This window comes from Roseibium sp. RP-7, assembly GCF_053005225.1.
The window spans coordinates 343,777-358,051 of the sequence record NZ_JBRKQA010000003.1 but is presented as its reverse complement, the minus strand read 5'-3'; the positions used below and the strand labels follow the sequence as shown (position 1 = coordinate 358,051).

Annotated in this window: 14 protein-coding genes; 4 read left to right on the top strand and 10 right to left on the bottom strand. The window is 59.3% G+C overall.

Features of this window, described 5'->3' with window-relative positions; translation table 11 throughout:
• Nucleotides 1–89: 89 nt before the first annotated feature.
• The 6 genes from ACVDG9_RS24475 to ACVDG9_RS24450 all read right to left on the bottom strand — a co-directional run bounded on the left by ACVDG9_RS24475 (nt 90) and on the right by ACVDG9_RS24450 (nt 6,381).
• On the bottom strand, nt 90–1,637 hold the full coding sequence (locus ACVDG9_RS24475) for a permease (RefSeq protein ID WP_447239216.1): 1,548 nt from the start codon (nt 1,635–1,637) through the stop codon (nt 90–92).
• Nucleotides 1,634–2,425 (bottom strand): ABC transporter ATP-binding protein, encoded by a 792-nt coding sequence (locus ACVDG9_RS24470; RefSeq protein ID WP_075282194.1) that lies wholly within the window; start codon nt 2,423–2,425, stop codon nt 1,634–1,636. Before ACVDG9_RS24470 ends, ACVDG9_RS24475 begins: the two co-directional genes overlap by 4 nt.
• A gap of 125 nt (nt 2,426–2,550) precedes the next feature.
• Nucleotides 2,551–3,378, bottom strand: coding sequence for a hypothetical protein (locus tag ACVDG9_RS24465; RefSeq protein WP_447239215.1), 828 nt, complete (start codon nt 3,376–3,378; stop codon nt 2,551–2,553).
• Between the two features lie 71 nt (nt 3,379–3,449).
• Nucleotides 3,450–4,298 (bottom strand): hypothetical protein, encoded by an 849-nt coding sequence (locus ACVDG9_RS24460; RefSeq protein ID WP_139314088.1) that lies wholly within the window; start codon nt 4,296–4,298, stop codon nt 3,450–3,452.
• Nucleotides 4,299–4,804: 506 nt separating this feature from the next.
• Nucleotides 4,805–5,431 carry a dioxygenase family protein gene (locus ACVDG9_RS24455; RefSeq protein WP_447239214.1) on the bottom strand — a complete coding sequence of 209 codons (627 nt, stop codon included), beginning with the start codon at nt 5,429–5,431 and terminating at the stop codon, nt 4,805–4,807.
• Nucleotides 5,432–5,754: 323 nt separating this feature from the next.
• A complete protein-coding gene (locus ACVDG9_RS24450) occupies nt 5,755–6,381 on the bottom strand; it encodes a LysE family translocator (protein ID WP_152509127.1) in 627 nt (208 codons plus the stop codon).
• 521 nt (nt 6,382–6,902) lie between these two features.
• On the opposite strand from ACVDG9_RS24450, the gene ACVDG9_RS24445 reads away from it, so the two are divergent.
• Nucleotides 6,903–7,691, top strand: a complete 789-nt coding sequence (locus ACVDG9_RS24445; RefSeq protein ID WP_447239213.1) for an FRG domain-containing protein — start codon at nt 6,903–6,905, stop codon at nt 7,689–7,691.
• Nucleotides 7,684–8,745, top strand: a complete 1,062-nt coding sequence (locus ACVDG9_RS24440) for a DUF262 domain-containing protein (RefSeq protein ID WP_447239212.1) — start codon at nt 7,684–7,686, stop codon at nt 8,743–8,745. The genes ACVDG9_RS24445 and ACVDG9_RS24440 overlap by 8 nt, the downstream gene beginning before the upstream one ends.
• Before the next feature lie 351 nt (nt 8,746–9,096).
• Here ACVDG9_RS24440 and bsh read toward each other — a convergent pair whose 3' ends face one another.
• The 3 genes from bsh to ACVDG9_RS24425 form a co-directional block, all read right to left on the bottom strand.
• Nucleotides 9,097–10,164, bottom strand: a complete 1,068-nt coding sequence (bsh, locus tag ACVDG9_RS24435) for a bile salt hydrolase (RefSeq protein ID WP_447239211.1) — start codon at nt 10,162–10,164, stop codon at nt 9,097–9,099.
• 200 nt (nt 10,165–10,364) lie between these two features.
• Nucleotides 10,365–10,745: a hypothetical protein gene (locus ACVDG9_RS24430; RefSeq protein WP_447239210.1), complete on the bottom strand. Its 381-nt coding sequence runs from the start codon at nt 10,743–10,745 to the stop codon at nt 10,365–10,367.
• A 139-nt stretch (nt 10,746–10,884) separates the two neighbouring features.
• Nucleotides 10,885–12,048 carry a pyridoxal phosphate-dependent aminotransferase gene (locus tag ACVDG9_RS24425; protein WP_447239209.1) on the bottom strand — a complete coding sequence of 388 codons (1,164 nt, stop codon included), beginning with the start codon at nt 12,046–12,048 and terminating at the stop codon, nt 10,885–10,887.
• Nucleotides 12,049–12,157: 109 nt separating this feature from the next.
• Between ACVDG9_RS24425 and ACVDG9_RS24420 the strand changes: the two genes are divergently transcribed.
• Together ACVDG9_RS24420 and ACVDG9_RS24415 are read left to right on the top strand one after the other, a co-directional pair.
• Complete coding sequence (locus ACVDG9_RS24420) at nt 12,158–12,823, top strand: GntR family transcriptional regulator (protein ID WP_077291467.1); 666 nt, start codon at nt 12,158–12,160, stop codon at nt 12,821–12,823.
• A 51-nt stretch (nt 12,824–12,874) separates the two neighbouring features.
• The gene (locus tag ACVDG9_RS24415; protein ID WP_447239208.1) at nt 12,875–13,324 is read left to right on the top strand and encodes a GNAT family N-acetyltransferase; all 450 of its coding nucleotides are present in this window, start codon (nt 12,875–12,877) and stop codon (nt 13,322–13,324) included.
• 61 nt (nt 13,325–13,385) lie between these two features.
• Here ACVDG9_RS24415 and ACVDG9_RS24410 read toward each other — a convergent pair whose 3' ends face one another.
• Nucleotides 13,386–14,246, bottom strand: coding sequence for a LysR family transcriptional regulator (locus ACVDG9_RS24410; protein WP_447239207.1), 861 nt, complete (start codon nt 14,244–14,246; stop codon nt 13,386–13,388).
• Between the last annotated feature and the right edge of the window lie 29 nt (nt 14,247–14,275).

The window sequence follows — 14,275 nt, the reverse complement described above, 5'->3', positions numbered from 1 at the left end:
GGCGGTCGATTTGCCCCTCGCGCCGCCCCATTTGCAGGTTGGCTGGCGATATTTCAGTCAACAGTCACTTGCCTGAAGTGTGATGCCCCTCAGGCGCTTGCGCTGTGTTTCGGGCGGATGCTCCAGGAGATCCCAAGTACACTCAGGAGCAGGAAGACCGGGAGGAACGCCAGCGGGCTTGCCGCCGCGACGAGGGCCGTGCCGGCCGCGCAGGCAATGGACGCGGCGGCCTCCGCAAGCGTGGAGGCCTTGGAAGCGACCTGACGGCGCCGGAAGGTTGTGCGCTTGGCCTGCGCCCGGAACCAGAGTTGAACAAGCACTGCGCTTGCTGCCGCGGTCATCGCGCCGGCGGCGGTGATGACAGCGCCCCAGAGCGATATGAGCGCCAGGCCCAGGGAGATCGGCAGCACGATTGCTGCGATAATCGTCAGCACCGACAGCACTTTCGCCCACAGACGTGTGAACGCAGAGATGGGGGCTGTTGCAATCAGGTCGGGTGCGTCCTCACCGGAGATGGTCAGCCAGGCGAGGCCGCCGGCAAGCTGTCCAACCGCCATGACGACAACCGGGGCGACGATCACGGAAATCTCGGTTTTCTCGCCAAAGCTGACCCAGAGCATGACAGCCGGCGGGATGAGATAGAGAACCTGCATCAGCGTCTGGGATATCAGCCAGGGATCGCGGGCGATGAGCTTGAGTTCCTTCAAGACGAGCGCACCGAGCGGCGAATAACTGCGAAAGGTCCGCTCGGAAGCGCGGCCGCGCGGGGTCTTTTCCGTAACGCCAAGTGCGAGCACGACAATGCTGCGGAACTGGACCGCGCCGCGCCAGGCCCCGAGCGCAAAAAACGCTACGGAAACCGCCAGGAACAGGAACACGGCATTGGTCTGTCCGGCCACCGTGTGGGCGAGGAACCACCACGGCGAGCCCTCCCCCGGCGCATGGCTTGCCAGAAAGGCAGGGTCGAACAGCGTGAACCGCGACATCGACCCGAAGGACAGGATCGCCACCACCTGCATCCCGATGAGGAAGGCCGCGCCAACGACCGCTGCCAGAATTTGCGCATAGAACCGCGTGCGCTGCGCGCCAACCGTTCGGAACAGCGCGAGCGTGATCAAAACGCCTGCCCCGGTCGCGTTCAGCGACACCGCCAGAAGAACCACATATCCCGCCAGCCAGTGCTCCCCGCCAAGCACCACCGCAACATTGAGAAACGGTGAGATGACCAGCGCCGACATGGCCCAGCTCGTCAAGGCCATCATGACGATGCGCACGAGAAACAGGTCACGCGATGGGGCAGGGGAAGACAGGATCAGGTCCAGGTCATCCCGGGCGTAGAACGCACGGGTTACCGACTCCATCGCCTGTGACAGCATCATGGTGAAGCTGAGCAGCACCGTGACCGAAAGTGCTGCCTGTGCTGTCTGGTCGAGAACAAACCCGGTGGCAAAGCGGGGGGAAAGCACGGCATAGGCGATCAGGTGCATGACCGCGTAGAAGAGGCTCATGCCGATCAGGGCGCGTCGCAGGCTCGTGCTGCGCCAGCCTGAAAACATCCAGGCCCAGTCGCGCCATGCCAGCCGCAATTCATGGCGGGAGAAACGCAACAGGGCGGAAGAAGCCGCCGTCGCTCTCATGCCACCTTCTCATCAAGGAGTTCGGCCGTGTTCGCATGTGCGCCGGCGTCGCCGCCCACGATTTCCAGGAAAATGTCCTCCAGGGAATGGCCGCCGGCGCTTGCCCGTTGGCGCAGCTCTTCCAGCGTTCCTTCGGCTACAAGCTGTCCGCGGGCGATGATGCCGATCCGGTCGGCCATGCGCTCCGCCACCTCGAGGATATGGGTCGTCATGATGATCGACACGCCCTGCGCGACAAGCCCGGTCAGCACCTTCTTCACCTGGCGGGCAGAGCCTGCATCGAGGCCGGTGAGCGGTTCGTCGAGGATGATCAGGCGCGGTTCATGGATCAGGGCTCCGGCGAGCGCCACCTTCTGGCGCATGCCTTTCGAGAACCCGCCGCAGCGCTCATTGGCATGGGGGGCAAGTCCGAAGGCGTCCAGAAGGTTGTCGGCCTTGAACCTTGCAAGGTCCGGCTGCATGCTCCAGAGGCCTGCCACGAACTCGAGATATTCAAGCGGCGTAAGCTTGTCGTAGACCATGGGTTCGTCCGGAACCCAGGCCAGAACCTGCTTGGCGGCAATCGGATCCGCAAACGCATCGATGCCGCAGACCCTGACCGCCCCCGCATCGGCCTGAAGCAGGCCGGCGACCATGCGCAGCGTGGTGGTTTTGCCGGCACCATTGGGGCCCAGCAAGGCGTAGAATTCGCCTTTGCGCACCTTCAACGAGAGATCGTTGACCGCGGGTTCGCTGAAACGCTTGTGAAGATTGAGAATTTCGAGAGCGGCGTTACTGGAAGACGGCATCACTTTCTCGTCTCTGGAAGGTTTTCTCCAGTTTACCGATGGGACCTTTCGTTAATGTAAAATCCGGTCATTTGTCCTGGGCAGAAGTATCAGGGGCGAAAAAGAGAGTTGGAAGACCGGTTTGCCTAGTTCGGGATGGAGCTCGTGATGAGCCTTTCGACTTCGGCCCGTTGGTCCGCCGTGTAGATGGCACCCGGTGTCACCTTGAAGCCAGGGGTGAGGTTCAGACGCGCGACAAACGCCTCGACCGCGACGTCGGCCACCTCCCGGGCGGGTTCCGCCCCGCTGGGCAGACCGTCCGCTACGGGGGCGTCTGAGGAAAGGGTGGTTGCGGCCAGGGCATGCAGAACCTCGGGCGCGTCAATCAGAGGCAAGGCCTTCAGCATGAAGACGAGGCTGTCCGGCTCGGCCTCGGGGATTTGTTTCAGGAGGCTGGTTCGCGCGTCATCGTCCCCCAAGGCCGAAAGCGCCAGCCGGGCTGCCAGGGCTGCGGGGGCCGTGGGCTCCTGTGGTTGCGCCTTGACCAGGCGTGTGCCGGAAAGGTGAGCTTCAAGCGCATCTTCCGCTCCGGGTGCCAGTGCCCCCAGCAGCAACACGCCGCCTTCCGCGTCCGGCGCTTCCAGTGCCGCTGTTACTTCGGTCTGAAGCTGCTCGGCAACGGGGCCAGACGGTGAGCCATTGGCCAGCACGACTTTCAGCGCTGCGGCGCTGGCGCGTGCGCGCAGGTCCGGGTCGGCATCACCGATGTAGGGCAAGACGGGCGCCAGGGCCTCGGCACCGCCGACGGCGGACAGCAGATCCACCAGGGCTGATTTTTCCCCGGTGGTCTTCGCCGCGGCCAGGCGCGCCGCCAGGGGAGCGACGGCGGCCGGGCCTGCCTCCACTACAGCCTCCGTCGAGCCTCCGGCCAGCGCTGTGTCGATCTCTGCCTCAAGGTTCATGTCGTCTGCCATAGTGCTTCCTGCAATCCAGGTGAACAGAAACGCCCCTGCGATGCATCCGGCCAGGTTGCGGTGTCGAACCATTATGTGCCCGACGGATTGATGATGTTGGCCTGGGCGCGCGAAATCAGCTGCCCCGTCCGCACCGCGCCACTGGCGATCAGGTGTGTTGCGGTTCCGCTGTGCGGGCCGATGCCGCGCAGGTGAATGGTCTCGTGTGCCAGGGTTTCGGCATGGGTTGAGCCGGTGATCGTATCTTGCATCAGGCAGTTCTTCTCGGCGGCCAGGGTTCCGGCCCGGGTGTTGTTGACCGCAGGCGTCGCATCCTGCTCATACTGCCACACGAAGAAGACATTGAAATCCGCGGCAGCATCGGCAAAGGCCGTGACATCGTCCCATTCATGTTCGGCGGCCGCGACACCCGCCAGGTGGCTGGAAAACCGTACCGTGGCGCCCAGGTTCTGTGGAACCGTTATCGTGCGTGCGCTCTTTCTGTACATCCGCACGTTGGCCTGGGTGTCCAGCAGCCGGTTGACGCCCCGTATCAGGGCGTTGAGGTCGCCCATGTTGCGGTTGGTCTTGTGGCCGGCGTTGTCCTTCACATAGTGAAACGCCGTGTTGATCTTGACCTCGGTCTTGACCGAGATTTCCAGAATGTCGCTGTTGGGAACAGGCCCCGCAAACCCGGCATTCGGCACAAAGCGGACAAACCCCTTGCCGGCCTTGAGGCCCTTGAGCGTCAGATGATGTTCGGCGCCGACACGGCGATAGGTGACCCTGGCAATGTCGTTGGGGGTCAATTCGGGAATAAGGGCACCTGCCCCCCGCACCACAATCGTGCGCTCCCACCCCCTCGGCACCATTTGCCACTTGGGCGAGGCCGTGGCGTCAAAGCCGAACATGGCGATACGAGGTGCGAAGGTAATTGGCATACGTCAGGTTCCAGATCGACTGTCGCGCCTTGGATGCCTTCAGCAGGCATATCTTTCTTTTGCTTTGAAACGCACAAGAAATGGCGCGTCACAGGGCTTTGTATGACAAGTAACTGCTCTGGATAGTGAGCCCATGTGTGCGGCAATGCAAGAATTAACGTAAGGGAAGATTGGGAAATTTTATGAGGCGGTTCCAGTAAAAGGGTAAACCGACGGACGCATTGCCGACTGGCAGATTTGGGGGTGGGAGCGGACGGTCGGCTTACGTGCCTCGAACGGGTTTAGCTGACATTCGTTGGTCCGGCATGCGTTGGCAATTTCGGCCCATTGCTGACGTTCACTGCCAATTCATGACGCTGCGGTGCGGCCCGTCATTGGGCCGTTCGTGCCGAGCTCAGCATTTTATGGAGCAAGATATCGGCCAGCCGGACAACGTTTGAATTCGCTGCACCGGTTCGAAGGGACGCTTTGGTGATTTGGCAAAGAAAGCTGCGGATGCTGTACGATTAGACCACAACGTCAACAATCGCCTCTTCTTCACGGTCAGTCGTCGTGAAGGTCATCGAGACGGCTTGCACTTCACTGTCCGACAGCAGGTTGAAAATTCTGTCGCGACTGTTGGCGGGATGCCCGGCGATATAAAACTGAGTGGTCAGAACCTCTTGTCCGTCCTCGAATACTTTGACGTGAATGTGCGGCGTGCGGCCGGGATAGGGCACGGGCTTGATGGTGCGAAATTCATAGCTGCCGTCGAGGCCAGTGATATCGTAACCAAAGCCCTGAAAAGCCGGATCGAAAGCAATCGCCTGGCGGTCGCCACCATGAAGGTACTTGCCGTTCATATCGCATTGCCAGATCTCGATCCGCCGACCCGCAAGTGGCGCGCCGGAAGTGTTGAGCACACGGCCCTTCAACACGAAAACCTCGCCACCAGCTTCCTGGACGGTCCCTAGAATTTTGACAAGATCATTGTCAACATCAACCCTTCGCATCGCAGGGGCCGGGTAGAAAGGTCCTTCGGTCGCACGCGGCGTCAGGTTCGCGGCGAGCGCCGGCTTTGCCAAAACCGAAAGGCCGAGAGCGCCAAGGGTTCCACCGACAAAGCTACGGCGCGATTGGTTTGATTTTTCCATCTTTTGATATCCGGTTCAACGCAAGAGGTCCCCATACGGATGGCAACCAAGATTCCGTCGCATTTTATGACTGCTTTGGCAAAGCTGACATTCATCCGAAGGGCAGTACTCGACACTTTGGGTTTGCTGACGACCTCGGATGCGCCGCAGCATAAGAGCGAAGTCCCGTTGCGCCTGGCCCAAGGGTGGCCTTTGCCGATCGTTAGCCTGCTGCTATGGCGCTGCGATCCAACCTGTCGTGCCAGCCATTCGTTACATCTGCGAAGACAGCTAGCTACCAGACGCCGGCGCTGCGGACCTTGCTGCTTTGGCTGAACGTCAGCTTACCGTTCTTGCAGAGCGAGGCGAACTCCGAGTGCACAGTATATGCTGCCGACGACCTTGCCTTGCCATTTCAGAACAGTCGGGTTGCGTCGCAGGAAATTTCCAAGACCACCGGCGGCAATCGAGTAGACGATTGTGCTGAAAAACCCGATCAGCGCGAAGACAACACCCAGAAGCGTGAGTTGCACGGCCACGAAGCCTTTTTCTGGCGCAACGAACTGCGGAAGAAACGCGAGGAAGAACAGGGCCGTCTTCGGGTTCAGGACTTCAGCCAAGATTGCCTGCCTGAAAGCCGTTGAAGCAGTAATAGGAACACGTCCTTGGCCTAGATCGACCGTGGTTTTCTCGAAGATCGCCTTTAAGCCAAGATAAACCAAATAGGCCGCGCCGAGATACTTCACAATGGTGAAGAGGGTGGCTGATGCCGCGATGATTGCAGAAATACCGACAACGGCCATGACTGTATGGAGGAAGTCACCGGCAGTGATGCCAGCACCAGTAGCAATCCCTACTTTGGCTCCCGACGTAGTAGCTCGTGCTACAGTCAACATCGTTGCGGGACCAGGGATGAAAACAAATCCAAGAACGATCAACGAGTAAGTTAGCAATATGGCAGGGTCGATCATTCTGTTTCCTCATAAATTCGTGAGCATAAAGTAATCCACGGATTGTCGCGAAAGACAAGCACAGGAACAGAGCGCGCGCTGCACCCTGAGGAATGAGCAGGATGGCTCAAAGCAGTCTTGCGGCGGGACTGCACGCCATGCCGAATTTGATGAGTGTATGTTCGACACTTTCGGCCCAGAGCGGACCTTCGAACTAGGGGCAGGGCAAGTCCGGTCCTAGTCCTATGTGAACATTGGCACCTAGCGCAGCGACCAATAAGCGGAGGCAGTTCGGAGTTGGACACCTTGGTCGAGGTGTCAACGATGAGCGGCCCATAGCCGCGGGTCTTGCCGATCAAAAACAACCAATTGGCGAGCCGGCTCTGGCGGAGGCTGCTCCGGAAATCTCGATCGGAAGCGAAAAAATACCTAAGTTCAACGCTTTACATTCGACTTTCAGTAGCGGCATTGTGGGCCGAAAGTTCTGAATTTATTGCGTCTACTTGTGTAGCTTAGGCCCGCAATGGGGAGGAGATACTATATTGGCCAGGACGATTACCACCCACACAGCAAAATCTTTTACAGAGCTTTTGTCTAAATTGGAGAGGTTCCAGGCAAAGACAAATGCCTCTTGGGCCCGAGGAGTTCGTTCCGCAGAGTATGATCTCTCCCCAAGTTTGTTTAGACACCCGACCAAGGCCGACATTGTGGATATTCTTTCCTTGGAGACAAAGATCACTACAAGGTTCGTTCAGAGGTCTCTTCCCTATCTTCAGCGCCGCTTGGTCGATGACTGGGATAAGATCTTTCTGATGCAGCACTACGGTGTTCCTACCAGATTATTAGATTGGACCGAAAATCCAATGGTAGCTGCGTATTTCGCATTAGAACCGTTGGAAAAGCACGCTGGCGCCGATGCTGCGATCTGGCTATGCGATCCCGAGAAATGGAATCAATCAGCATTCAAACACATCTCCTATAGCGGAGGAGTTTTTGATGAAAGCGACGACCAGATCGCGAAGCACAGACCGGGAACCGATATCGCAGAAATGCCGGACACGCCAGTAATGATGTTCGGATCGTACAATAGTCCAAGGATCGTCGCCCAACGTGGCGTCTTCTCTCTGTTTGGAAAGTCGACACTTCCAATGAATAAGTTTTATGAGGCCAGTGACTTCAAAGTTGGTTGCTTGGAAAAGATAGTTATTCCAGCTGACAAAATCGACGACATCAGGAACTCCCTTTACAGGAAAGGCACCACGGAGTCAGTGGTATTTCCAGAAATAGAAGGGCTGGCAAAAGAACTGCGCAGGGAGAACGGATATGTCTGAAGGATTCGGCTATCTCGATATCGCTAATCATCCCCCTAAGACCTTGCGGTGGTGGTACTCACATCGAAACGAAGTTGATATGTCTCCGCCCTATCAACGCAAGGGGCGGCTATGGTCACAATCCGACAAAGCCTACCTCATCGACTCCATCATAAATGGATTCGACATTCCAAAAATTTACCTTGCGGACTTCCGCTACAGGGATTCGACTCTTAACGAAAAGCGGCTTCCGTATGCGATCATTGATGGAAAGCAAAGGTATGAAGCCGTCATCGACTTCTTTGAAAATAAGGTGGTTTTAAATGAAGATTTTATTTGGAGAAAGAAGCCGAAACTAAAGCTTGGCGGTTTGAGTTATCGGGACCTGGAGAAATCCCACCCTGACGTGGCCGAGGCTTTTGAGAACGAAAGCTGGACCGTGATGAGTGTTGTTTCAGACCGCGAGGAGGAGATAAATGAGCTATTTGTCAGATTGAACAGAAGCAAGTCTCTGACAGGTTCCGAAGTTAGAAATGCTATGTCCGGCCCTGTGTCTGAAGTGATCAGAAAGGCGGCGTCTCATCCCTTCTTTGAGGAGACAATTAAATTCAGCACGAAACGGATGAATGAAGTAAATGCGGCAGCAAAACTCATTTTGTTCGAATATTATGGAAAGCTTGCAGGCACCAAGAAGTCTGATCTCGACAAATTTGCGAGGGATAAGAATGTGGACCCTGACAGATTAGAGCTCTCAGGCATTAGGGTGATGAATAATCTAGATGTGATGCAAGAGGTCTTCTTGCCTAAAGACCCGCTCCTGTCCTCGTCTGGGATGGTACCCGTCTACTATTGGCTTGTCCGCAATCAAGATACGATGAGAATCCACCTTCTAAGGGAGTTCTTGGTGGATTTCGAGCGGCGCAGAAAGCTGAATAGGGATCAACAGAAGGCAAATCCAAACAGCCATATGGATCCGGTATTCTCACGCTTCGATGCCCTGAACCGAAACACTAATGATATTGGGGGGCACATGGGGAGATATGAATTACTGCGAGACGAGTTTGAAAAGTGGTAGCCATTTGCCTTTTAGGGGAAATCCACCAACTCAGCGTCCGACCTATCCTTGATACAGTTAGCATGAGCGTTGATCAGTAAGTCGTAAATCGGCATCCACACGGCGTATCGAAGGATCAGGCGTTATTATCCTACTTCGCTTTCTGAGCTTGGTGTCGGTGCGGCTGTCCTGAGCGTCTCGGCGATCGGCAGCGATCTGCTCACAGAAGCCGTTCGTGTCGAACGCAGCGAACGACTGCTTTCCGCCCTCTATGCACCTTCGTGCGTAGCGCAACGAGCGGCGGCTTTGCAGATTGGACCGAAAAACCTGCGAACGTCCGCCTTGGCGACGCAAAGCAGCCCTTCCCGCGTCCTACCGCCCCAGAAACCGGAACGGTTCTGCTTCCTGGAAGTGCGCGTTGGCCATGCCGGAGTAGATGTTGGTCTGGTTGGGGCCGAGGTCGAGTTTCATGACCTTGCCTGTTTCCGGTGAAAAGTCGGCCTGGCTGAAGTCGATCCAGAAGATGTTCGGGGTCACCACGGATTCGAAGAAGTAGAGCTTGCGCTTCTGGTCGGCGACGGTGCGCCAGCGGGTGGAGGAGATGTTCGGCTGGTCGGGCGTGGTGATGCCGAGCGGCACGGAGACATTGCGGATGACGCCGAAGACGCTGGCAATCGTTTCGACCGGGCTTTCGGTTCTCGGGATGGCGTCGACATAGAACGATGCGCGGGCAAAGCGGTCCGCCGCACGGTTGGTGCCCGGCAGCATGACGGTGCCGCCGATTTCCTTCCAGTACTGGTTCAGGGCCAACTGCTCTTCGAAGGTCGGCGAGTTGGTCATCACCTGGTAGGCGCGGCTGTGGTGGATCACCTGCTTGCCGCCGATATATTCCACGATGGCGCTGTCGCCACTTGCATCCGACAGGGACAGGTGCAGGGTGGCGAGGCGTTCTTCGCTAGGAACATTGTCGCTGAAGAGGGTGAAGGGTTCGGCCTCCAGCGCGCGGACGGCCTCTTCAACGGTCGCGAAATTGTCGAGCACATATTGCGCCCAGGCGGCGATCGTCAGGCCGGGTTTGGAGCTGTCATATTCTGGATACTCGGATTCCACCAGCCACAACACATTGGCGACAAGCCCGGCTTCGTTCATGCCGTCGGTCGTTGAAATGTCGTAGCCGGAGGCAATGACGCTGCCGTATTTCGAGGTCCATTCCAGGGAGTTTTCACCGGCTTCGCCATTGCGTTTCATGCCGCGCGGGAACAGCCAGAGGTTCGTGCCGACATCGGTCCTCCAGTCCATCGAGCGGGCGGTGATCACTTGCTCACTGGCACCGAGATAGACCACCCGGGTGCAGGCATCCGCAAGGCGTGGCGCCAGCAGGCCAGATGAGGTGATGGCCAATGCGCAGGCTGCCGTTACCGTGGTCTTGCCGATCTTCATGCGCCGTCTCCTTGCGGTTTGCCGATGGGGTGCCGAGTCGTCCCCGGCACAACTGGTGATATAGGGACGGCCAGCTGTGACGCTGTCAAGACAGGCCGGCGATTGTGTGCCGGTTCGAGCGGCAAACGGAAATGGCCCGCAGTGTTGCGACTGCGGGCCCCGGACACGGAACTTGGGCGAGTTGGGTGAAACCCGTCCGGTCAAAGTGTCCGGAACAGGTTGACCGTGAAAAAGGCAAGCCCGGCGGTGACCGCGATCGCACCAACCGCGATGACGGGCTCCATCGCCGAATGGCCAAGCGCATAGGCGGCCAGCGCCGCCATCATCACCGGCAGACCAAGCGCATGAAGCCAAAAGTGCAGGCGGGCAAACCTGTTGTCCGCCATCGTCGGGATTACCGTGTAGAGGAGCCCGGTCAGGGCCAGGGTTGCCCAGCCGAGAAGGTTGGTGTGCACATGAACCGGCGAGAGGGCGTGGTCATGGCTTGCCGCCATGACGATGCCGAGCACCAGTCCGATCAGCATCCAGAGAGCGGCAAGCCGGAACAGCCAGGCAGCCAGGGTTGGGATGCGGGTGGTCAAGTCTTTCGTCCTTTCGAGGAAAGCTGTGCCTATGGGCACAAGCGGGGTGATGAAACCGGTGCGGACCGGCGGTAGAGCGTGAGGGAGGAAGAAAGCCCTGGCAGGGCTTTCCTGAGGTGTCGTGGCTGGGGAGGTGCCGTCAGACCTGCCAGGCGAGGCGCAACCGCTCGCGGATATCGCCGAGCCTTTCTTCCGGCTCGTTGGCGAAGACGAAACGCAGGTAGCGTCCGGCGATGTCCTCGCTGCCCCAGCCGGTCATCGGTGTTGCCGCGATCCGCCCCTTTTCGAACAGCATCCGGGAGGCTTCCACCGGGGAGTAGCCAAGCTCGGCGGTGTCGATCAGCAGCGACCAGCCGCCATCCGGGCGCACAACGGGCAGGTCCGACAGTGCCTGCAGGATGATGTCCCGGCGGGCTTTCCAGGTTGCCGTTGCAGCGGCGATGCCGTCGTCTTTCGCGGTGATGGCGGCCGCAGCGCCGGGCATTGCGATGCCGACCTGGCAGACGACGTTGGTGAGGCTGACAAGGCCGATGTCCGCCATGATCGGGGCGGGACCGACCGTCCAGCCGACCCGCCAGCCGATCATCCGGTATTCCTTGGAAACGCAGCCCACCGTTATCGTGCGCTCCGCCATGCCATCCAGGCTGGCCGGGTGGATCACCGGCTTGCCGGTGTAAAGGAGACGCTCCATGGCGGCGTCGTGCAGCAAAAACGCGCCGGTGTGCATCACGACTTCCGCAATGGCGTTCCATTCTTCCGCCGTGTGGACGATGCCTGTCGGCATGGACGGGCTCATGGTCAAAACGGCCCGGGTTCGGGCGCTGGCTGCGCGGCGCAGTTCTTCCAGATCAAGACGCCAGCCGCCGTCGACCACCCTTAGCGGAACCAGCTTCGGAACGCCGCCGGCCAGGCGGATGCGGTTGAGCAGGCCCGCGTAGGCGGGATCGGTGATGATGACCTCGTCGCCCGGCTCCAGGATTGCCAGCAGGGCATTGAGGATGCCGGACAGGCCGCCCGCCGAAATGACGCATTGGGTTGTCCAGTCGTAGGGCTGGCCGGTGGTGGCCGATATCCGGCTGGTTGCGGCCCTGCGGATGTCATTCGTGCCCAGGAACGGCAGATAGCTGTTGGCGTCATCCCGGCCGATGGCAGCCAGCGTTGCTTCCAGTGCCTCCTCCGGCGGGCGAAGGTCCGTATCCAGGTTCTCCAGCCGAAGCATGTCGGAATGTCCGGCGTCATCGGCGGCCTGTCCCATCTTGTCCACGCCAATTCCCGGAATGTCCTTCAATCGTGAGACGGTCATCTGTAATATCCTTTTTGTATCCAAATTTAAAAACTGGATACATATTTGCCGGATTGCAGTCAAGTCGCTGATTGTCTACGAAGGCGGAAAGACCCAGCCGGACGGACAGATGACAGAGCGGACAAGCGCAAAAAGAACCGGAGATCAGGCCATTCGGGTGGCCGATGCCCTGCGGGAAAAGATCGTCTCGGGCGAGCTGAAACCGGGAGAGGCGCTGCGCCAGGAACGGCTGGCGGTATTGTTCGAGACCAGCCGGATGCCTGTTCGCGATGCGCTGCGCCTGCTGGAGGCCGAAGGACTGGTGCAGATGCCGCCGAACAAGGGCGCCATCGTTGCCCCGCTTGATCCGGAGGAATTCAGGGAGGTTTACGAAATGCGGGCGGCGCTGGAGACACTGGCCTTGCGCCTTGCCATTCCGGAGCTGACCAACAGCCAGATCGACCGAGCCGCAGCCATTCAGGACAAGGCCGAAGCGTCGGACCTGGAAAACTTCGGAGCCTTGAACAAGGCGTTTCATTTCGCGCTGTATGAGCCCTGCGCAAGGCCGCGGCTGCTGGCACAGATTGCCGCGCTCAATGAGGCCGGCGACCGGTACTTGAGGCTTGCGGCGGCGCAGCTCGACTACACCCGGCGCTCTCATCAGGAACACCGGGACCTGCTTGAAGCCTGCCGCCGCCGGGACGGCGCGGAAGCCTGCGACATCCTGAGGCGACATATCGAGGCTGCCGGAGAAGCACTGGTCGAGCGCCTGTCTGCAAGATTGCCCGCGCCGTGAAGGTGATCAGATGCGGCAGGTGTCGTCTGTCTCCCGCTGGCGAGGAAACGAATGTCTCGAAAAATCTACCGGATTGAAGCGGCAGTTGAGGCCGATGCGGAAATGCTTGCCGACATTCGCGTCGAGGCAATGCGGCCGAGCCTCGAAGCCGTCGGACGGTTTGACCCCCTTCGAGCGCGGGAGCGTTTCCTGGGCAGCTTTGTTGCCACAGACACAAGGATCATCCTGGTGGAAGAAGACATTGCCGGCTTTTTTGTCGTGCGCAGGCACGCCGACCATTTCTATCTCGATCATCTCTATGTCAGCCCGGCCTATCAGGGGCTTGGGCTTGGCCGAGATGTCGTCGAGGGCCTGAAGGCTGAGGCAGAAGCGGCTGTAGTGCCGATCCGGCTGATGGCCCTCAACGGTAGTCCCGCCAATGATTTTTACCTCGCCTGCGGGTTCCGATCCGTCTCGCAGGACGCATTGGACACCGTCTACGCCTGGATGCCCGGCGCTTGATCCCCGCCGGCCTGGCATCCGGCCGAATGGACCGGATATTGCCCGGCGCGGTGTTGTGATGTCAGTTCGTCGCCGGGCTGCGCAGCTTCTCCGCCACGAATTCTCCGAATGCCTGCGTTGCAGCCGAGGGATTTGGCGACGCATAAGCCAGCGTGACGCCGATGCCGGGAAGCGGCGGCAGGCCGGCCTCCACGATGTGGAGATCATGCGGCACCGCGGAGCGGGTCACCACACTGATGGCCTGGCCGGACCGGGCAATCGCCAACAGGCCCGCAAGGCCATTGCTGGCAAAGGCGATGCGATAGGGCTTGCCTGCCTGGTCCATGGCGGTGCGGGCGGCGCGATGGTCCAATGTGTCCGGCGCCGAAAGTGCAAGCGGCACAACATCCTTTTGCAGGATCTCCGGATCGGGACGATTGGCCACCCAGACAAAGCTTTCCGGCCTCAGGATGCGGGCGGACGCGTCTTCGCCGGGAACGGAAATCAGCGCAAGATCGATCCGCCTGCGCTGCAGCTGAAGGTGCAATTCCGTTGTCGGGGCACAGACCACCTCGATCTCGACATCGCCATGACGCGCGCCAAACCCTTTCAGAAGATCGGGAAAGAAGGCGGTCAGATAGTCTTCCGGGCAGCCGAAACTGATCAGACCATGCAGGCCTGCCCCCGGCAGGGTGGCAAGTGCTTCGTCGTGGACGGCAAGAATGCGTTCCGCCTGGACCAGAAACCTGTCACCTGCTGCCGTCAGTTCCACACCCCCGCGTGTGCGGCGCAGGATCTGCTGGCCGACAATCGCCTCCAGCCGGTTCATCTGCATGCTGACGGCGGATTGTGTCCGCCCCACTTGCCGCGCTGCGGTGCTGATCGAGCCGCTGCGGGCGACTTCCATGAAACTGCGCAGCAAGGCGATTTCCAGAACAGGCATGAGATATCAATCCAATTGAATATCATAAT